At 73.6% G+C, this 18,730-nt stretch carries 16 protein-coding genes; 7 read left to right on the top strand and 9 right to left on the bottom strand.

Annotated features, from left to right (window positions below; genetic code table 11):
* Positions 1 to 2: 2 nt before the first annotated feature.
* Complete coding sequence (locus FHX40_RS20130; protein WP_142261061.1) at positions 3 to 893, top strand: glycosyltransferase family 2 protein; 891 nt, start codon at positions 3 to 5, stop codon at positions 891 to 893.
* An 11-nt stretch (positions 894 to 904) separates the two neighbouring features.
* On the opposite strand, the gene FHX40_RS20125 is transcribed toward FHX40_RS20130, so the two are convergent.
* The gene (locus FHX40_RS20125) at positions 905 to 2,101 is read right to left on the bottom strand and encodes an acyltransferase family protein (protein WP_142261060.1); all 1,197 of its coding nucleotides are present in this window, start codon (positions 2,099 to 2,101) and stop codon (positions 905 to 907) included.
* Positions 2,102 to 2,424: 323 nt separating this feature from the next.
* On the opposite strand from FHX40_RS20125, the gene FHX40_RS20120 reads away from it, so the two are divergent.
* Complete coding sequence (locus FHX40_RS20120) at positions 2,425 to 3,477, top strand: hypothetical protein (RefSeq protein ID WP_142261059.1); 1,053 nt, start codon at positions 2,425 to 2,427, stop codon at positions 3,475 to 3,477.
* 118 nt (positions 3,478 to 3,595) lie between these two features.
* Here the strand turns inward: FHX40_RS20120 and FHX40_RS20115 are convergent, their stop codons facing one another.
* Positions 3,596 to 4,477, bottom strand: coding sequence for a DUF6492 family protein (locus tag FHX40_RS20115; RefSeq protein WP_229788530.1), 882 nt, complete (start codon positions 4,475 to 4,477; stop codon positions 3,596 to 3,598).
* A gap of 388 nt (positions 4,478 to 4,865) precedes the next feature.
* Between FHX40_RS20115 and FHX40_RS20110 the strand changes: the two genes are divergently transcribed.
* The 4 genes from FHX40_RS20110 to FHX40_RS20095 all read left to right on the top strand — a co-directional run bounded on the left by FHX40_RS20110 (position 4,866) and on the right by FHX40_RS20095 (position 9,168).
* Entirely contained in the window at positions 4,866 to 5,594 is a 729-nt protein-coding gene (locus tag FHX40_RS20110; protein WP_142261057.1) for a hypothetical protein, read from the top strand.
* Positions 5,591 to 6,955 carry an O-antigen ligase family protein gene (locus tag FHX40_RS20105; RefSeq protein ID WP_229788532.1) on the top strand — a complete coding sequence of 455 codons (1,365 nt, stop codon included), beginning with the start codon at positions 5,591 to 5,593 and terminating at the stop codon, positions 6,953 to 6,955. Before FHX40_RS20110 ends, FHX40_RS20105 begins: the two co-directional genes overlap by 4 nt.
* 150 nt (positions 6,956 to 7,105) lie before the next feature.
* A complete protein-coding gene (locus FHX40_RS20100; RefSeq protein WP_211350336.1) occupies positions 7,106 to 7,759 on the top strand; it encodes an ABC transporter ATP-binding protein in 654 nt (217 codons plus the stop codon).
* Positions 7,756 to 9,168: a DUF6297 family protein gene (locus tag FHX40_RS20095; protein WP_142261056.1), complete on the top strand. Its 1,413-nt coding sequence runs from the start codon at positions 7,756 to 7,758 to the stop codon at positions 9,166 to 9,168. The genes FHX40_RS20100 and FHX40_RS20095 overlap by 4 nt, the downstream gene beginning before the upstream one ends.
* A 7-nt stretch (positions 9,169 to 9,175) precedes the next feature.
* Here the strand turns inward: FHX40_RS20095 and FHX40_RS20090 are convergent, their stop codons facing one another.
* The 4 genes from FHX40_RS20090 to rfbC all read right to left on the bottom strand — a co-directional run bounded on the left by FHX40_RS20090 (position 9,176) and on the right by rfbC (position 13,731).
* Complete coding sequence (locus FHX40_RS20090) at positions 9,176 to 10,636, bottom strand: DHA2 family efflux MFS transporter permease subunit (protein WP_229788535.1); 1,461 nt, start codon at positions 10,634 to 10,636, stop codon at positions 9,176 to 9,178.
* A 278-nt stretch (positions 10,637 to 10,914) separates the two neighbouring features.
* A complete protein-coding gene (locus FHX40_RS25200) occupies positions 10,915 to 11,940 on the bottom strand; it encodes a right-handed parallel beta-helix repeat-containing protein (RefSeq protein WP_170198899.1) in 1,026 nt (341 codons plus the stop codon).
* Positions 11,941 to 12,249: 309 nt separating this feature from the next.
* The gene (locus FHX40_RS20080; protein ID WP_142261055.1) at positions 12,250 to 13,158 is read right to left on the bottom strand and encodes a right-handed parallel beta-helix repeat-containing protein; all 909 of its coding nucleotides are present in this window, start codon (positions 13,156 to 13,158) and stop codon (positions 12,250 to 12,252) included.
* A 12-nt stretch (positions 13,159 to 13,170) separates the two neighbouring features.
* Positions 13,171 to 13,731: a dTDP-4-dehydrorhamnose 3,5-epimerase gene (rfbC, locus tag FHX40_RS20075; protein ID WP_142261054.1), complete on the bottom strand. Its 561-nt coding sequence runs from the start codon at positions 13,729 to 13,731 to the stop codon at positions 13,171 to 13,173.
* A 258-nt stretch (positions 13,732 to 13,989) separates the two neighbouring features.
* Between rfbC and FHX40_RS20070 the strand changes: the two genes are divergently transcribed.
* Complete coding sequence (locus tag FHX40_RS20070) at positions 13,990 to 14,949, top strand: glycosyltransferase family 2 protein (RefSeq protein WP_170198898.1); 960 nt, start codon at positions 13,990 to 13,992, stop codon at positions 14,947 to 14,949.
* On the opposite strand, the gene FHX40_RS20065 is transcribed toward FHX40_RS20070, so the two are convergent.
* From FHX40_RS20065 to FHX40_RS20055, 3 genes are read right to left on the bottom strand one after another with little or no spacing between them, the layout of a single operon-like run.
* On the bottom strand, positions 14,876 to 16,141 hold the full coding sequence (locus FHX40_RS20065) for a glycosyltransferase family 4 protein (RefSeq protein WP_229788537.1): 1,266 nt from the start codon (positions 16,139 to 16,141) through the stop codon (positions 14,876 to 14,878). The genes FHX40_RS20070 and FHX40_RS20065 overlap by 74 nt on opposite strands.
* Positions 16,131 to 17,471, bottom strand: coding sequence for a nucleotide sugar dehydrogenase (locus tag FHX40_RS20060; RefSeq protein ID WP_142261052.1), 1,341 nt, complete (start codon positions 17,469 to 17,471; stop codon positions 16,131 to 16,133). The genes FHX40_RS20065 and FHX40_RS20060 overlap by 11 nt, the downstream gene beginning before the upstream one ends.
* 22 nt (positions 17,472 to 17,493) lie before the next feature.
* Positions 17,494 to 18,708, bottom strand: a complete 1,215-nt coding sequence (locus FHX40_RS20055; protein WP_211350334.1) for a GNAT family N-acetyltransferase — start codon at positions 18,706 to 18,708, stop codon at positions 17,494 to 17,496.
* Positions 18,709 to 18,730: the final 22 nt, after the last annotated feature.

Raw genomic sequence — 18,730 nt, 5'->3', positions numbered from 1 at the left:
CCATGACCGTAGCTCCAGGCCCCGGCACGCTGGTGTCCATCGGCCTACCGGTGCGCAACGCCGCCGACCGGGTGGAGGGCGTGATCCGCTCGGTGCTCGCCCAGGACCACGGCCGGATCGAGCTGGTGATCAGCGACAACGCGTCGACCGACCGGACCGAGGAGGTGTGCCGCGACCTCGCGGCCACCGACCCCCGCGTGGTCTACCACCGCCAGCCGCGCAACATCGGTTTGCTCAACAACTTCATCGCGACGATCCGGCTCGCCCGGGGCGAGTACTTCCGGTGGATCGGCGACGACGACCGGCTCGAGCCGTGCTACGTCTCCCGGCTGCTGCGCGAGTTCGCCGCCGACCCCCGGCTCGTCCTCGTCACCAGCCGGATCGCCTACACCGGGCCGGACGGCAAGGTGGCGAGCGGCGACTACACCGGCACCGCGCTGCGCTCGGACGACCCGGTGGAGCGGCTCGGCGAGATGCTCCGGCTGCTCAACGAGAGCCACCTGCTCATCGACCCGCTCTACGGCATGGTGCGGCGCGCCCCGGTGGCCGCGATCCCGCGCCGGAACATGCTGCGCGAGGACGAGGTGTTCGCCTGCAAGCTCGCGCTCGCCGGGCCGTGGGGCCACGTGCCGGAGGTGCTCGCCCACCGGCACTGGAAGCTCGAGCGCATCGGCGTGGTCGCCCGCCGCCTCGGCGTGCCGTCCTGGCAGTCCCACTTCTCCAACACGCTGCAGTTCCGCGAGCTGCTCGGCTGGATCCGCACCGCCGACCTCACCCCGGAGCAGCGGCGGCGGGCCCGCGCCGCGATCGTGCGCATGTACGCCCGCCGGGAGCGGCGCCAGTTCGTGCACCGGGCCCGCAAGCTGCTCCGCATCGCCGGGATCCTCCGGTGACCGGCCGGGCCTCAGGCCCGGCGGCGGGCGAGCCGGGCGCGGACCGCGGCGCGCAGCGCGGCCCAGCCGCGGTGCCGCTGGAACGGCAGCTCGAAGACCGCGGCGAACGCCCACGCGACCGCGAGCGTGAGCGGGACGCAGACCGCGAGCGTGACGAGGAACGCAGGCACGCCGGGGGCGACGTTCGGCGCCACGAGCAGCTGGGCGACGATCACCACGAGCGGCGCGTGGGTGAGGTAGAGGCTGTAGGAGAACGAGCCGAGGCGGCGCAGCGGGCGCAGGTCGAGCAGCCGCACCAGCACGGCCGGGCGGCCGGTGGCGAGGGCGGCGAGCAGCAGCGCCACGGCCGGGCCGAGCGCGAGGTCCACCCAGAAGAAGTTCGCCACCGTCCACACCGACCCGTTGACCGCGATCAGCACGGGCACCGGGACCGCGGCGGCGAGCGCGAGCCACGGCAGGGCCGCCCGCCACCGCGCCCGGCCGCGCCCGGCCCGCGGGTCGTCCCGGTCGCGCGGTACGGCGAGCACCCCCGCGGCGACGATCCCGGCCGCGAACAGGGCCGCGAACTGCGGGGTGAGCCGCATGAACAGGTCCACGGCGGCCACGTGCGGGGCGAGCGCGCCGATCGCCACCACGATCGCGGTGACCGCGCCGAGCATCACGGCCGCGCCGTACCGGCGCAGCACCAGGAGCATGATCGGGAAGACGAGGTAGAGCTGGGCCTCCACGGCGATCGACCAGAACGCGCCGTTCGGGCTCGGCGCGCCGAACAGGTCCTGCACGAGCAGGCCGTAGACGAGGACCGACTTCGCCGTGGGCGGGCCCTCGCCCGGCTGCGGCACCACGGTCCAGGCGATCACCAGGCTCATCGCGAGCGCCGCCCAGTAGGGCGGCAGGATGCGCCACGCCCGCCGCCGGAGAAAGCGGCGTACCCCGCCCAGCCGCCATTCCGCGCGGGCGGGCGAGACCGCGAGGGAAAAGCCGGACAGCACGATGAAAACGACGACCGCGAAGTGCCCGTAGAGCAGCCAGCCGGCCCATCCCGGCCCGGTGTCCGCGGGATAACCGGGAAAGGACAGCAGGTGGCAGTGGTGGAGCACCACGAAAAGCGCGGCGAGACCGCGAATGCCGTCAAGTCCGGCCAGCCGGGTGACCTCCCGTGTCCGTCCGGCGACGGCCGCCCCGGCCGCCGGTGCAGCAGGCGCCATCCGCTCTCCTCATCACAATTGTCGTTCCACGTGGTGAAATTCGGAATATCGGCACTTCACGTTTCGTGTTGCCGGGTGTCCGGAATTGCGGCGCCGTACGCCGCGGTGAACGGCGTCCGGCGGCGCGTCCCGGGCATATTGCCCGCCCTCCGATCCATCGTCATGTGTGTGCCGTACGTAACATCCCCGGCGGGATGTCGATGGAGATACGATAGTTCCGCAATGCGGCAGCGGGCATATACTTGTTTTCTCTGGTGATCGCCGCCCCGAAACCTCGCAGCGGGCAGGAAGGCATGGATTTCTGGACAAGCTTGCTCTTTCTAGTGAGAAAGAGAGCCGTCGGCCCTCCGCTGATCGCCCTCGCGCTCGCCGTCGCGGGCCTCGCGTTTTACCTGGCGCCCACGGTTTACGTTTCGACGGCGTCGCTGGTGCTGACCGCCCCGCCGCGCGGCGGCACCCTGTCGCCGGACGCCGAGCGGTCCGGGGGCCTGACCAACCCGCTGCTGCAGTTCACCGACACGCTGCGGACCACCGCGAGCATCCTCATCCTGGTGATGAACGCCCCGGACGTGCAGGCCGAGCTCGGCGTCGAGGAGGACGGCCCGACCGAGCTGATCGTCGACGACGGCCGCAGCAAGCCCGAGCTGCTCCAGATCAGCGCCACCGGGCCGTTCATCCACATCGAGACGCGGAGCACCTCGGCGGCCGTCGCCCGCGAGGTCACGGTCCGGGCGCGCGCCCGCATCGAGGACGAGCTGGCACGGCGGCAGCGGGAGCTCCAGGCGCCGCGGTCGACCTTCATCGGCACGGCCGACGTGATCCCGCCGTCCCCGCCCGAGGCCTCGCTCACGCCGAAGCTCACCGCCGCCGGGACCGGGCTCGGCGCGACCCTGTTCGCAGGCTTCGGCATCGCCTACGCCGTGGCCCGGCTCCGCGCCGGCCGGGCGGCGGCCCGGGCCCGCGAGCAGGAGCGCGCCGCCGAGCCGCAGGCCGCGTCCCCGCCCGCCGTACCGGAGGCGGCGCCGGCCGCGGATGCCGGGAAGGACGCGGAGCGGGCCGAGCCGATCACGGTCATCCGGCGGTCCGGCTGGCCGGAGCTTCCCCCGGTCAAGGCGGAGGCCGAGGGCGAACCGGCGGCCGATCGGGCCGGTTCCACCGACGCGTCGGCGGCCGGCGGCGACCGGGAGGCGGAGGCCGACACCGCGGCGTGGAGCGACGAGGCGACCGCACGGCTGCGCGCCCGGCTGGCGGAGACGAACGGCACGGCGGAGCGGCCGGGCGGCAACGGCGCGAAGCCGTCCCGGCCGGAGGAGTCCCTCGCGTCCGTCACATCCTGCGGCGATCGGAAGGGCGACGAGGCGGCCTCCGACGGTTAGGCCCTGACCGGTCACGGCGGCGCGTGCCGTGGTGCGGGCCGCCGGAGGCGGGCCTTGCCGGCGGCCGGTACGGCGTCGCCGGGTCACCGGCCCGCCGGTGATCCGGCCGGGCGGCCGGTCAGTCGGCGGCCGCGATCTCGGTGGCCCGCCGGATGGCGGCGCGCCGTACTTCCAGCGGGGTCCGCGACTTCGCGGAGATCATCATGGCGATCGCCTCGCGGGGCAGCCGCTCGGCGAACGCGATCGCCTCCTCGTGGCTGAGCGGGCTGCGCTTCCAGTTGTTGTGGCAGATCGAGATGTCCCCGGGCGGGCGGTCGCCGGACGCGCCGAGCACCTCGTCGACGAACACGCCGTACACGATGAACTCCGAGATGTGGAGCCGCTCGTTGAACGCGTCCATCCAGTTCTTGCCGGTCACCTCGGCGATGCGCTCCTGCATCGCCCGCACGATCGCCGGGTCCCAGAAGTTGAGCGGGGTGACGTAGTCGGGCAGCGGCGGCGGGGGAGCGGGCGGCAGCCCGAGCAGCTCCCGGGCGACCCGGTGCCAGATGACGTGCCGCTCCATGTCGGCGGTGACCCCGTTCTCCTCCCGGTAGAGGCAGAGCCGGCCGTCGACCACGAACCGCTTGGCGGTGGTGGGGCGGACGAGCACCGCGTCCGAGTCGATGATGAGCACCACGTCGGCGTCGAGCTGCGCGGCCGCCGCGATCTTCACGGTCTGCTGCATCACCCAGCCGCGCAGCGGCGGCCAGGGGCGGCGCACGTTCACGTACACGTCGGTGAACGGCGGGCGGAAATAGTACGGCGGCAGCATCTCCGAGCGCGACCACACCCGGCAGCGCGGCCCCTCGTACTGGGTGAAAAGGTGCTTATCGCGCGATGGCACGAAGACGTGATGAACGGTGTCTTCGGGAGTGAATTGCAGAACCGATCGGTGCAGGTCCGGAAACAACGCGGCGTCGCCCCGGTAACACGGCGTGAGGACGGCGAGCTCGCTCATGGTCGGCTACTCCAGTTCCCCGGCGATGACCGGCGTGAATCGGCGTTCGCCGCGGCCGCGGCGATACGGGCCGTGACGACGGTACCGGATTCGCCACGGCAAATGAGTTAGAGGTTGGAAAAACGGAACGAATGGCCTGTTGTGGCCGATGTATCGTCGAGGAGTGGTTGGCGGCGTGGGCATCGTATTGCACTATTTTGATCGGCGATGGTAACGCCCGGCAACGGTTTCGCGGCGCCGGCGGCGGCCGCGCATCCGGTGCCGGGCCGCGGCCGGTTCGTGCGGTGAGGTGATCGACGCGCGGATCCCGGTGGCGGGTCACCGCGGAAGGAAGCGTATGGACTTCTGGGGAACGGTTCTCGTCCTGTTTCGCCGGTGGTATATCTCCGTGCCCGCTTTTGCGCTCGCCGTCGCGGCCGCATTCGGGGTCTACGCCACGATTCCCACCGTCTACGTGTCGCACGCGGTGCTCATGCTGACCACCCCGACGGGCGGCGGGGTCGTGCCGCCGGACCCGAAGATGCCCATGCCGCGGATCAACCCGATGCTCAACTTCGAGCACGGGCTCAGCGTGACCGCCTCCGTGCTCATCGCGGCGCTCGGCACCCCGGAGACCGCCCGCGAGCTCGGCGTGGAGGAGGGCGGCGACACCGAGTACCAGGTCACCAACGGCAGCAGCAACCTGGAGTCGCTCGCCACCGGGCCGCTCGTGTTCGTCGAGGCGACCAGCACCGATCCGCGCAAGGCCACGAAGATGGCGCGCCGCGTCATCGCCCGGGCGCACCTCGAGCTCGACGCCCGCCAGGCCGCCGTCGACGCCCCCAAGGGCACGTACATCACCATGCACGAGGCGGTGCCGCCCACCACGCCGCTGCCGCAGCAGGGCCGCCGGCTCCGCGCCACCGCCGCGGCGCTCGCCCTCGGCCTGTTCGCCTCGCTCGCCGCGACCTTCGCGGTGGAGAGCCTTGCCGCCCACCGCCGCGGCCGCCGCCGTCCCGCCGCGGCCCCGGCCGCCGAGCCCGGCGGTCCCGGCGATTCCGGGCCCTCCGGCGCGCGGCGGGCCGACGCCGAGCCGGTGGCGGCGGGCGCCGCATCGCGGGCGGGAGGCGAGGCGTGACCGCGGCACCGGCGGCCGGCCGTACCGTGCCGTCCCCGAAGGCGCCGTCCCTGGAGGTCTTCGCCCGGCTGCGGCGGGCCGACGGGGCGACCCTGGCCTGCCTCTTCGCCCTCGCCCTGCTGCTCGTGCCGGCCCGGATGGTGTTCCGGTTCCTGCCGATGTCGCTCACCCCGGCGAACGTGGTCAGCCTCGTCGCCGCGCTCGCCTGGCTGCTCGCCCAGTTCACCGCCACGCTCGGCATGGCGAAGGGCCGCAACCCGGTGCGGACCGCGGTGTTCTGCTACCTCACCGCGATGATCGCCACGTACGGCTACGCCACCGCCGGCTACCTGCCCGCCGACGAGCTCAACCTCGCCGACCACGCGCTCGTGCTCATCGTGGCCATGGTCGGCATCGCCCTGCTCGTCTGCGACGGGGTGCGCGGCCTCGACCGGCTCGACTTCCTGCTCAGGACGGTCGTGGTCGCGGGCGCGATCATCTCGGTGATCGGCGCCTTCCAGTTCCTGCTCGACCTCGACCTCACCCGCTACCTGCGGCCGCCGATCCTCGAGTTCACCTCCGAGGACGCGGCCGTGCTCGAGCGCGAGGACATGCGCCGGGTGGCCGCGACCACCGGGCACCCGATCGAGTTCGGCGTGGTGTGCGCGATGCTGCTGCCGATCGCCGCCCACTACGGGTTCCACGCCCGCGGCCGGGCCGCGGCGGTGCGCTGGTGGGGCTGCACGCTGCTGATCGCGATGGGGCTGATGTTCTCGGTGTCCCGGTCGGCGATGCTCGGGTTCGCCGGGGTCGCCGTGGTGCTCCTGCTCGGCTGGCCCGCCCGGCGCCGGATCCGGGCGCTCGCCGCCGCCGGGGGATTCCTCGCCGGGGTGTGGCTGCTCGTGCCCGGCCTGCTCGGCACCTTCTACGGCCTGTTCGCCAACCTCGGCACCGACGACAGCATCCGCTACCGCACCCACGACTACGCGGTCGCCGCCGAGGAGATCGCCCGCCACCCCTGGCTCGGGCGCGGCGTCGCCACCTGGTACGCGCCCAAGCACCAGGTCTTCGACAACCAGTACATCCTGTCCGCCGTCGAGGCCGGCCTGATCGGCATCACCGTGATCGTCGCGATGTTCCTGGTCGCCGGCTATGCCGCGCTCCGCGCCCGCCGCCTCGCGGCCGACCCCGGCGCCCGCGACCTCGGCCTCTCGCTCGCCGCCGCGCTCACCGTGCCGCTCATCGGCATGGCCACCTTCGACCTGCTCTCCTTCGCCCAGGTCACCGGCGTGTCCTTCCTGTTCATCGGCGCCGCCGGGGCCCTGCTGCGGGCGGTCACCGCCGAGGCCGCAGCGTCCGCCGGGCCGGACCCCTCCCGGTGAGGCCGCCCGCGCGCCGGGATCGCGGCGGCCGTGCCGTACGGCCCGGCGTTCCGGGCGGGAACCGGCGAACCACGTTGTTCGTCAACGTGGTTTGACCGCGCCGCGCGCGGGTTTTCCGAACGTGACCCCTACCGGGAGGCCATGGCGAACGTGACCGAAGGCATGCCCGCCGGCCGGGCCCCGGACCTGCTGGCGGTGTCCGGGCTGTGCAAGTCCTACTCCGGCGTCCCGGTGCTGCAGGACGTCGGCTTCACCCTGAGACCGGGCGAGGCGATCGCGCTCGTCGGCCCGAACGGCGCGGGCAAGACCACGCTGCTGCGCTGCGTGGCCGGGATCGAGGAACCGGACGAGGGGGTCGTCGAGCTGGAGGGCAGACGGTTCCGGGAGACCGACCCCGAGGCCCGCGCCGCGATGGCCTGCCTGCTCGACGACTTCGACTACTTCCCCGACCTGTCGGTGGCCGACCACCTCGCGCTGTACGCGTGGGCGCACGGCGTGCCGGACCCCGAACGGACCGTCGAGGACGTGCTGCGCGAGCTCGACCTGCTGCCGCTCGCGGACCGGCTGCCGATCACGCTGTCGAGCGGGCAGCGGCACCGGTTCGGGCTCGCCTCGTGCCTGGTCCGCCCGCGCCGCATCCTCCTCCTCGACGAGCCGGAGCAGCGGCTCGACGCCGAGGGGCGCGCCTGGCTCGTCTCCCGGCTCGGCGCCGAGCTCGCCTCCGGGGTGGCCGTGCTGTTCGCGTCCCACGACCGGGAGCTGGTCGACGCGGTGGCCGACCGGGTCATCGAGGTGGGCTCGTGACGCTCGCCGCGGCGCGCTCGCCGTACCCCCGTCCCCGGGAGCTGCGCCGCAGGCGGCGGGCGGGCAGGCCGCGGCGGCCGCCCCGGGAGATCCTCATGGTGCTCGCCGAGCGCACGATCTACGCCGCGGTGTTCCTCGCCATCGCCGCCGAGGCGGTGCCGTCGACGCTCGGCCACATCGGCGCGGCGGGCCGGGCCCCGGTGACCCCGATCACCCCGATCGTGGAGTGGACGGTGATCACCGCGGCCGTGCTGGGCGTGGTGGCGCTCGCCCGGGCGCTGCTGGCGTTCGGGCCCGTGTACGCCGGCGCGGCCGCCCGCACCTGGCTGCTCAGCACCCCGGTCGACCGCACCGGCCTGCTCACCGTGCCGCTCGCGATCGCCGTGGCGGCCGGCGCGGGCCTGGCGGCCGCGATCGGGTTCGCGCTGCTGCTCGTCACCCGCCTCGGCCCGCCGCCGGTGCCGTGGCTGACCGGGTGGGCGGCGCTCGGCGCGGCGATCACCTGCGGCTGCGCCGTGGCCCAGGCGCGGCGGCGGCCGGTGCCGGTGCTGCGCCGCCGGCTGACCGCGGCCGGGTACGCGCTCACCGCCGCGGTGCTCGCGGTCCCGCTGCTCCGGCCCGCCGTCCCGCCGCCCGCGCTGGCGGCGACCGGGACGGCGACGTGGGCCGGTGCGCTCGCCCTCGTGGCGTGCGCGGCCGTCGCGATGTACGCGGCCCGCCGCCATCTGGCGGACATGACCCGCGGTACGGCGTGCTCGGGCGGCGAGCTCGCGCTCGCGGCCCGGGTGTCGTTGCTCTCGCTCGACAGCACCCTGTTCTGGCCGGTGGTGACCGAGCGGCGGCTGCGCGCGCTCGCCCGGGTCCGGCCCGCCGGGATCCGCGGCAACCGGGTGGCCGCGCTGGTCCGGGCCGACGTGGCCCGGGTGCTGCGCATGCGGACCGGCCTGCTCGCGTGGGCCGCGCTGCTCCCCGTGCCGTACGCCGCGCACCTGGCCGGGCTCACCGCGTTCCTGCCCGCGATCCACCTGGTGGCGGCGTTCCTCGCGGCCTACCGGCTCGCGGGCGGGCTGCGGCTCATCGCGCACGCGCCCGCGCTCCGCCGGGCGCTCGGCGGCACGGACCTGACGCTCAAGCTCGCGCACCTGGTGGTGCCCGCCGCGGGCGCGGTCGTGTGGTCGGCGGCCTCGGCGCTCCTGGCCCCGATCTCGCCGCTCACCGCCGCGGTGTCCGCCGTCGGCGCGGTCGCCGTGTGCTACCGCATGGCGACCCGGCCGCCGCTCGACCACACGAGCATGGTGGTCGACACCGGCCCGTTCGGGCCGATGCCGCCGGACCTGGTCATGCGGCTGCTGCGCGGCCCCGCGCTGCTCGCCGTACTCGCCGTGGTGCAGCTCGCCATCGCGGGGTAGCCGCCGGTCAGTGCATCGCCCCCACGTGGTCGCCGGCGTTCTCCGACCGGGCCGGCATGAACAGGGCCGTGGCGATCACGATCAGCGACAGCACCGCGCCGACGATGAACGCCAGCCGCATGCCGCCGAGCGCGGCGAGCGCGTCGGCGACCCCCGAGGACCGCAGCGCGTCGGCCCGCATGCTCATCACGGTGACCACGAGCGCGGTGCCGAAGGCGCCGGAGACCTGCTGCAGCGTGTTGAGGATCGAGCTGGCGTGCGAGTACAGCGACGACGGGACCGCCCCGAGCGCGATCGTGAACACCGGGGTGAACGTCGCCGCGAGGCACAGCGACAGCAGCATGTGCAGGGCGAGCAGCACCCAGTACGGCGTGGCGAGCGTCACCTGGGTGAACCCGGCGAGCGCGAGCGTGATGCCGGCCGCGCCCGGGATGATCAGCACGCGCCCGCCGTACCGGTCGTACAGCCGGCCGACCACCGGGCCGAGCAGCCCCATCGCCAGGCCCCCGGGCATGACGAGGAGCCCGGTCGCGAGCGGGCTGAGCGCGCGCAGGTTCTGCAGGTAGAGCGGGAGCAGCACCATCGTGCCGAGCATCGCCATGAACGCCACCGACAGCATGACCAGCCCGATGGCGTAGGGGCGGTGGCGCAGCGTGCGCAGGTCGAGCAGGGGCGCGCCGCGCCGCTGCAGCCGGAGCTGGCGCAGCACGAACACGGCGATCAGCGCGAGGCCCCCGGCCGTGATCGCGGACGCGACCCGGAGGTCGCCGCCCTCGAACAGGCTCAGCCCGTACACCAGGCCGCCGAACCCGGCGGCGGCGGTGACCACGCTCAGCCAGTCGACGGAGGACTCCCGCGGCTCGCCGACGTTCGGCAGCCGCCGCAGCCCGCCCCAGGTGACCAGGGCCGCGATGGGGAGCACCACGGCGAACAGCAGCCGCCACGACCCGAGCGCGAGGATCAGCCCGGAGACCGTCGGCCCCATCGCGGGCGCCACGGAGATGGCGAGCGAGACGTTGCCCATCACCCGGCCCCGGTCGGACACCGGCACCACCCGCATGAGGGTGGTCATGAGCAGCGGCATCATGATGCCCGTCCCGCACGCCTGGATGATCCGGGCGGCGAGCAGCACCGCGAAGGCCGGGGCGACCGCGGCGAGCGCGGTGCCGAACAGGAACAGGCCCATCGCCGTGCCGTACGCGACCCGCGTGGTGACGCGGTCGAGGAACCAGCCGGTGATCGGGATGACCGCGGCCAACGTGAGCATGAACGCGGTGGACAGCCACTGCGCGGTGTGCTCGGTGATGTGCATCGCGTCCATCAAGCGCGGGATCGCGTTGATGAGGATGGTCTCGTTGAGGATGACCACGAACGTGGCGAGCACCAGCAGCGGGACCACCGCGGGGGTACGGCGCACCCCCTCGGCCGCGCTCGTGGCGGACGTTGTCGCATGTTTGACGCCGGACACGGCACCTCAATCGGAGTCGTCGGTGATGTACGGTCAGGACGAGCCGTCGGGATTCGGGTCTCAGCCACGGCCATCGCCCTGTGCAATGAGGACCGGCGCGACCGGCAGGACTCATCGACCCCGACTACCTTGCTGCAACCGGCGCGCGTTGTCATCTCATTTCCGGTGCAGCCGGTCGGTTCCGTGACAATTAGGCAACCAGGTGTGAACGTGGCGTATCTTCGCAGGTCACGCGGCATCCCGGCGTACGGCGTGCCCGCCCCGGCGTACCGGGCCGGTCAGGTGGCGCAGTGGAGCGGGCCGACGGTCCGGGTGATGCGGTAGTCCTCGTCGATCGTGACCAAGGTGTTACCGGACCACTCGATGGTGGCGCAGTCGGCCTCCACCGGGCCGTACACCCAGGAGCCGTCCACCAGCCGGTTGTCGCGGACCACCGCCCGGCCGGAGACGTTCTTCACCTGGATCGAGTAGGTGCCGCCCATGACGAGGTTGCGGGTGACGATCACGTCCTCGGCCCCCTCGTCGGTGATGAAGATCGGGGCGGTGATGTCCTTGGCGTAGCGCTGGTCGACGGTGTTGTGGTCGAAGATGAGGCCCTTGCCGGTCTTGTAGGTCTGGATGCCGTCGGAGTGGTCGCCGGGGTTGGAGCAGAGCTTGACGTACGAGTCCCGGATGACGATGTCGTCGCCCGAGGCGTGGAAGCCGTCGCCGTGCCCGCGCACGTGCACCCGCAGGGCGGTGAACCGCGCCTCGCCGATCCCAGGCGCGGTGAGGCAGCCCGTGGCCGGGCCCACCGTGGAGTCGGTGATCGTGAACGAGTAGCGCCGCAGCCGGTACTCGTTCGACACGCCGCCGTCGATCCGGCTGTTGCGGATCACCACGCCGTCGGCCCGGATGAGCAGGTCGCCGGGGATGTGCACGCCGTCGAGCACGGTGCCCGGCTCGGTCACCTCGTACGCCGCCCCGTCGACGTTGAGCGGGAGCGTGGTGAGCCGGGTCCCCGGGGGCACGCCGGTGCAGGCGGGCGTCGGATGGCCAGGGCATTTACGGCGCGACGGGGCCGGCGTCGGCGGTACCGGCTGTTCCGTGGACGTGACGGATGCGGGCGTGGCCGCCGGAGTCTCCGCCGCCTCGGTGGCCGTCTCCTCCCGGCTCGGGACCGGCTCGGCCGGGGTGGGCGACGCGTCGCCCGGCCCGGGCGGCGAGGTGACGGCCGCGTACGGCCCGGCGTCGCGGTGGGCGGCCGGCGACGTGCCGGTGATCAGGAGGGCGGCGAGCACGACGCCCGCCAGGGCCGCCGCCACGAGGCCCACGACGAGCCACGTCCCCGGTTGGCGGCGGTGCCGGGAGCGCCGGACGCCCGCCCATGGTTCTCCGCCGCCGTCGCCGTGCCGGTGTCCTGGCGACATCGTCCGACCTCCGTGATCACGCGTTCGACCGCGCCCCGACCGGCGCGCGCCGCGGATGCGGTATCCCCGTTTCACCCGGGGATGACGCGTCGTTTTCCGGAACCGGCCATTCCCGCGTTTGCCCTGGCCGGACCGGGTGACCGGACCGGCAGAACGATAATTTCGGGTTTCTATGCCCGCATATTCAAATGTCGGTCTTTTTCCTTATCCCTCGCATTCGAGTGGGCCGACGGTCGACGTTATGCGGTATTTGTCGTCGATCGTCACGAGCGTGTTCCCCTCCCAGACCACGTTGGCGCAGTCGGTGTCGACCGGGCCGTACACCCAGGACTTGTCCACCAGGGCGTTGTCCCGCACGATCGCCGTGCCCTTCACGTTGCGCACCTGGATCGAGTAGGTGCCGCCCATGACGAGGTTCCGCGACACGATCACGTCCTCGGCCTGCTCGTCGGTGATGAAGATCGGGGCGGTGATGTCCTTGGCGAAGCGCTGGTCGACGGTGTTGTGGTCGAAGATGAGGCCCTTGCCGGTCTTGTAGGTCTGGATGCCGTCGGAGTGGTCGCCGGGGTTGGAGCAGAGCTTGACGTAGGAGTCCCGGATCACGATGTCGTCACCCGACGCGTTGAACCCGTCCCCGTGCCCGCGCACGTGCACCCGCTCCGCCGTGTACCGTGCCGACCCGATGCCGGGCGCGGTGAGGCAGCCCTTCGGCGGGCCGACGATCGAGTCCCGGATGGTGAACGAGTACGCCCGGCCGTCGTAGTAGCCGAGCACGCCCCCGTCGATGCGGCTGTTCTGGATCACCACGTCGTCGGCGACGATGAGCAGGTCGGTGGTGATGTGCACCCCGTCGAGCACGGTGCCCGGCTTGTCCACCCGGTAGATGCCCTCGTAGTTCGACCGGAGCCGGGTGAGCTTCGTGCCCGGCGGCACCCCGGTGGTCTCCGGCGTCGGGTGCTCGGCCCGCGGCTCCGGCGTGGGGGTGCCGCTCGCGGTCGCGGTCGCCGTGCCGTCCGGCGTGGCGGTGGGACCGGCCTCGCCCGCCCCCGGCTGGCAGGCCGCGACCATGGCCACCGCGAGCAGGAACGCGAGGATCGACGCGCGTCTCGCCATCACCGGCCCCGCTCACCCCGCCGGGTACGGCTCGCCGACGAGCCGTGCCCGCAGCTCCGCCCAGCTCCCCGCGGTGCGGTCCCGCTCGCTCACCACGGTGACCGGGAGCGGCCACGGGATCGCGAGCTCCGGATCGTCGTACCGGACCGTGACGTCCTCGGCGGGGTCGTGCGGCCGGTCGATGCGGTAGCACACGTCCGCCTCCTCGCTGAGCGCCTGAAAACCGTGCAGCATGCCCGGCGGCACATAAAGTGACAGGAATTTCTCGTCATCCAGCACGACCGAAAACCGCTGCCCGAACGTCGGCGAGTCCGGCCGCGCGTCCACCACCACGTCGTACACCGCCCCCCGCGCGCACCGCACCAGCTTCGCCTCGCCCCGGCCGGTCCGCCCGTGCATGCCGCGGATCACCCCCCGGCGCGACCGGGACTGGCTGTCCTGCACGAACGGCTCCAGCCCCAGCTTCTCGGCGAGCGCCGTGTCGAACGTGCGGGTGAACAGCCCACGGTCGTCATGGTGCGGCGTCGGGACGAACAGCAGCACGCCCTCGAGCGGGGTCCGTTCGACTCTCACGATTTCTCCCTAAACCACGAGTCGCACTATTGGAAGTGAATGACGGAATAAATCGGGAAAACTCGGGAAGGTGGCGCGGAAGCCAAACGGTGTACGCAGCGAAACGGTAGTGTGTCCGGTGCCCGGCGGCGAGGACCGCGCCCCGGAGACCCGCGTGTCCGCCCGCGCCGCCGCGCCCGTGTCCCCCGAATCCGCCCGTACGGCCACGCGCGCGCGGTGCCGTACCCGGCCGACCTCTCGCCCCCAGGAGGAGCACCGGTGAGCCAGCCGATCGCCGCCGTCGTCGTGCCCGCGCACAACGAGGAGGCCGTGATCGGCCGCACCCTGCGGCGCCTGCTCGCCGGCACGGCCCCCGGCGAGCTCCACGTCGTGGTGGTGCCCAACGCGTGCACCGACCGCACCGCGGAGGAGGCGCGCAAGGCCGCGGCCCGGTACGCCCCGGCCACCCCGCCGCCCGGCACGGGCGGCGTGCTCGTCGTGGAGACCGACGTCCCGGGCAAGCCGCACGCGCTGCGGCTCGGCGACGAGCACTGCGGCGACGTGTTCCCCCGCGTCTACCTCGACGCCGACGTGGAGCTCACCGCCGACGCGGTGCGCGCCCTCGTGGCGGCCTGCGCGCGGCCCGGCGTGCTCGCCTGCGCCCCGGTCCCCGAGCTCGACCTGACCGGCGTCGGCCCGGTCGCCCGCCGCATGCACCGGGTGCACGACCGGCTCGTCGCGCCGCACCGCGCGCTCGCCGGGGTGGGCGTCTACGTGCTCACCGCCGAGGGCCACGCCCGCGCCTTCCCCATCCCGGACGACGTGATCTCCGACGACGGCTGGGTGCACCGCAGCTTCGCCCCGCACGAGCGGGCCGTGGTGGGTGAGGCCCGCTCGCTGGTCCGCCCCGCCCGCACCGTGCGGGCCCACCTGCGCCGCCGGGTCCGGGTACGGCTCGGCAACCGGCAGCTCGACGCGCTCGGCCTGCCGTTCCGGGAGCCGCGGCTGCGCCTGGCCGACCTGCTCGCCGTGGTACGGCGCCGCGAGGTCGGCGTGCTCGACGCCGCCTGCTACCTCGCGGTGCAGCTGCTCGACCGGGCGCTCACCGCGGTGCGGTCGCGCCGCGGCGCCGCGGTCGCCTGGGGCACGGACGCGAGCACCCGGGTCAGCCACGGGCCCGCCGGCCCCTCCTCGGCGGCTTCGCGTACGCCGCCTCGTACGCCGCCAGCAGGTGGGTGACCGACCGCTCCCAGCTCAGCGGCCCGGTCACCCGGGCGAGCCCGATCTCGCCCATCACCCGGCGCTCCTCCGGGTCGTCGAGCAGCCGGGCGATGAGCTTGGCGAACTCGCCCTCGTCGTTCGCGGGCGCGTACACGGCCGCGTCCCCGGCCGACACCCGCGCCTCCTTCAGGTCGAACGAGACGATCGGCCGGCCCATCGCCATGTACTCCAGCACCTTGTTCATCGTGGACACGTCGTTGAGCGGATTGCTCGGGTCCGGCGAGAGGCACACGTCGGCGGTGGACAGGTAGCGCAGCAGGTCCGCGTCCGGGATGCGCCCGGTGAACTCGACCAGGTCGCCGAGGCCGAGCTCGCGGGCGAGCGCCGTCATCGCGTCGAAGGTGTCCCCGGCCCCGATGAAGACCGCGTGCCAGTCGGTACGGCCCAGCTCGTCCCGCAGCCGGGCGAGCGCCCGCAGCGCGTAGTCCACCCCGTCCTGCGGGCCCATCACGCCGAGGTAGCAGAGCAGGTGCGGCTTGCCCTTCTTCAGCTCCGGCTCGGGCGGCACCTGACGGAACCGCTCGACCGCGGGCGCGCTGCGCACCACGAACACGTCCTCGGGCCGCTTGCCGCCGCGCAGCACCGCGGCCTGGCGGTAGCTCTCGTTGGTGGCGATCACCACGTCGGCGGCCCGGTAGGTGAGCCGCTCCAGCAGGCACACCGCCCGGTAGAGCAGGTCCTGGCCGCGCCCGAACCGGGACAGGTAGAGCTCGGGCACGAGGTCGTGCTGGTCGTACACGAACCGCGCGCCCCGCCGCTGCAGCCGCCGCGCGATCAAGAACAGCAGGTCCGGCGGGTTGCAGGCGTGCACCACGTCGACCGGCCCGACCCGGCGGGCGAGCCGCAGGGTGTGCCACAGCGCCAGGCCGTACTCGCGCACGTAGCCGAGCGGCCCGCCGGTCGCGGGCCGGAGCGGGTACCGGTGGATGTGCACGCCGTCGAGCAGCATGTACGACTCGGTGTCCCGCTTCGTCCCCTTGGGACAGATGACGTGCACCTCCCAGCCGTTGTCCCGCAGCGCCGTGCTCTCCTGCCAGACCCGCCGGTCGAACGGCACCGACAGGTTCTCCACGAGGATCAGCGCCCGCCTGCGCCGCGGCGTGCCGTCGGCGGGCGGTTCGATGCGGTCGGGGGTCGGGTTACCAGCCAATGCCCACGTATCCCGGGTCGGCCCGGCGCGTCTCCGCGTCGGGGAGGCGGACAAGGTCGACGATGATGCGGTCGCCCGCGCGTTCGAGGGCGGCGAGCACGGCGTCGTCCGCGCAGCCGATCACGCACACCTCGGCGTGCTCGAGCACCGCGTCGGCGTCGCTGGTGAGCAGCTCGCCGAGGTGGGGGAGGCGGCTCTCGATGTACTCGCGGTTCGCGCCGATCAGCCGGGACAGCGTCACCCCGGCGTCGTAGATGCGCAGGTCGTACCCCTTGCCGAGGAGGCGCTCGGCGAGCTCGACGAGCGGGCTCTCCCGCAGGTCGTCGGTGCCCGGCTTGAACGACAGGCCGAACAGCCCGATCTTGCGCCGCCCGCTCGCGGTGACCAGGCTGAACGCGCGCCGCAGGTGCTCCTCGTTCGACGGCAGCACGTTCGCGAGCAGCGGCACCGACACGTCCGCCCGCTGCGCCGCGTACACCAGCCCGCGCAGGTCCTTGGGCAGGCAGGAGCCGCCGAACGCGAACCCCGGCCGCAGGTACGCCGGGCTGATGTTGAGCTTGCGGTCGGCGAGGAAGACGTCCATCACCCGGTGCGAGTCGATGTGGAACGCCTGGCTGATCGCGCCGAGCTCGTTGGCGAACGCGATCTTCAACCCGTGGAAGGCGTTGTCGGCGTACTTCGACAGCTCGGCGACCGCGATCGGCACCCGGAACACCTGGCCGGGCAGGCCCGCGTACAGCGCCTCGACCACGTCGCCGCTCGCCGGGTCGTACTCGCCGATCACGGTCTTCGGCGGGTCGAAGAAGTCCCGGACGCTGCTGCCCTCGCGCAGGTACTCGGGGTTCACCGCGACCCCGAAGTCGATCCCGGCGACGAGCCCGGAGGACCGCTCGAGGATCGGCACGAGCAGGCCGGTGCAGGTGCCGGGCAGCATGGTGCTGCGGAACACCACGGTGTGCCGCCGGGGTTTCGTGCCGTCCCGGGCGCGGGCCCGCTCGCCGAGCGCGGTGCCGATCTGTTCGGAGACGCGCTCCAGGTACGTCGTGGACAGGCTGCCGTTCGGCGCCGAGGGGGTGCCGACGCACACCAGGGACACCTCGGTCGCCGTGATCGCCTCGGCCGCGTCCATGGTGGCCCGCAGCGCGCCCTCGGCGACCACCTGGGCGGTGAGCTCGCCGATGCGCTCCTCGACCAGCGGCGCCTGCCCCCGGTTGATCATCTCGACCTTGACCGGGTTGACGTCGACGCCGATCACCTCGTGCCCGCGGGACGCGAGGCAGGCCGCCGAGACGCAGCCGACGTAGCCGAGACCGAACACGCTGATTCTCATGGGATGGGATCGCCTCCGTCGGTCACCGGGTGAGGGCGCGAAGCCGGCGTACGGCACCGCGTAATCGCGGGCCGAAGGCGGACGACTTCGCGGCCGAGATCACTGAGTTGCGGGCCCTGCGCAGCGCCCGCCGGGCCGGGTTCCTCGTGACGAGGCCCTGGCACACCCACGTTTCACCGGTCTTCGCCCGGCGCTTGTACTCGTCCTCGCCCCGGCCGAGGTCGATGCGCTCGATGCCGAGGGCGGGGGCGGCGGCGACGAGCTCGCGCAGCAGGATCCAGCCGGGGGCGAGCGCGCCGAACGCGGGGTCGTAGGCGGGGAACCACCAGTGCAGCACCTTCTCCGCGCGGATGCCGAAGTGCGCGGCGATCAGGTGCGGTCCGGCGTGCAGCGTGGACAGCACCCCGCCGAACGAGCCGTCCCGGGTGTGCAGCAGCCGGGCCAGCAGGGCCACGTGCCGGGGGTCGGCGAAGTGGTCGCGCACCCCGGTCGCCGCGTACTGCCGCCGCTTCAGCTCGATCAGCCGCTCCAGGCACGCCTCGTCGAGCGACGCGGCGACGAACCGCACCGGCCCGTGCAGCCGCTCCGCCTTCGCCGTCCGGCGGCGGGCCTGCGCCATGTTGTCCCGGCCGCTGCGCGAGGCCCGGCCGAGGTAGCCGGTAAGGCCGCCGGACACGTCCAGGTACGGCGAGACACGGCGGGACTCCACGTACGGCTCGAAGCCGGGGTGGCCGTCGAGCAGGTGGTCGAACGCGAAGGCGCGCACCCCGCCGCCGAGCAGCCGCAGCGGCGGGAACTCGGCCCCGGGCGCGACCACCGGCCCCTGGAAGTCGGCGCCGGGCCACCCGGCGGGCCGCAGCAGCGACCGCTCCCGGTGGCACGGCAGCAGCGCGCACACCCGGCCGTCGCGGTCCCGGCCGACCACGACCTGCACCGGGCGGCCGGTCGCGTGCACCGCGGCGGCGAAGCCGGGGTGGAAGTACGGGCTGTCGAGTATCGGGTTCGCCGCCCGCAGCCGGTGCCAGGCGTCGAGCTCCTCGCCGCCGAGCGCGTCGAACGGGACCGTCCGCCAGGTCACCGGGGGACCGGGCAGCCCGGCCTCGGCCGGGCCGTCGCGCCCGTGGCCGGCCGGCGCACCGGCCGCGGCGCGCTCCGGCGGCCCGGCGCCGTCCGCCGCGCCGTACCCGGCGGGCGCGGCGCCGGGCGGGGCGGCCTCCCCGCGCGATGGGCTGGTCATCGTCACCTCCTGGGGATCGCGC

Origin of the sequence: Thermopolyspora flexuosa (genome assembly GCF_006716785.1) — a bacterium.
Lineage (GTDB): Bacteria > Actinomycetota > Actinomycetes > Streptosporangiales > Streptosporangiaceae > Thermopolyspora > Thermopolyspora flexuosa.
The sequence above is the reverse complement of the archived record's forward strand: the minus strand, read 5'-3'. Positions and strand labels throughout refer to the sequence as shown.

Excerpts from the sequence above, each read along its gene's own strand:
- FHX40_RS20055 (WP_211350334.1), bottom strand. The coding sequence starts at position 18,708 with ATGACCAGCCCATCGCGCGGGGAGGCCGCCCCGCCCGGCGCCGCGCCC.
- FHX40_RS20080 (WP_142261055.1), bottom strand. The coding sequence starts at position 13,158 with ATGGCGAGACGCGCGTCGATCCTCGCGTTCCTGCTCGCGGTGGCCATG.
- FHX40_RS20130 (WP_142261061.1), top strand. The coding sequence starts at position 3 with ATGACCGTAGCTCCAGGCCCCGGCACGCTGGTGTCCATCGGCCTACCG.
- FHX40_RS20125 (WP_142261060.1), bottom strand. The coding sequence starts at position 2,101 with ATGGCGCCTGCTGCACCGGCGGCCGGGGCGGCCGTCGCCGGACGGACA.
- FHX40_RS20115 (WP_229788530.1), bottom strand. The coding sequence starts at position 4,477 with ATGAGCGAGCTCGCCGTCCTCACGCCGTGTTACCGGGGCGACGCCGCG.
- FHX40_RS20060 (WP_142261052.1), bottom strand. The coding sequence starts at position 17,471 with ATGAGAATCAGCGTGTTCGGTCTCGGCTACGTCGGCTGCGTCTCGGCG.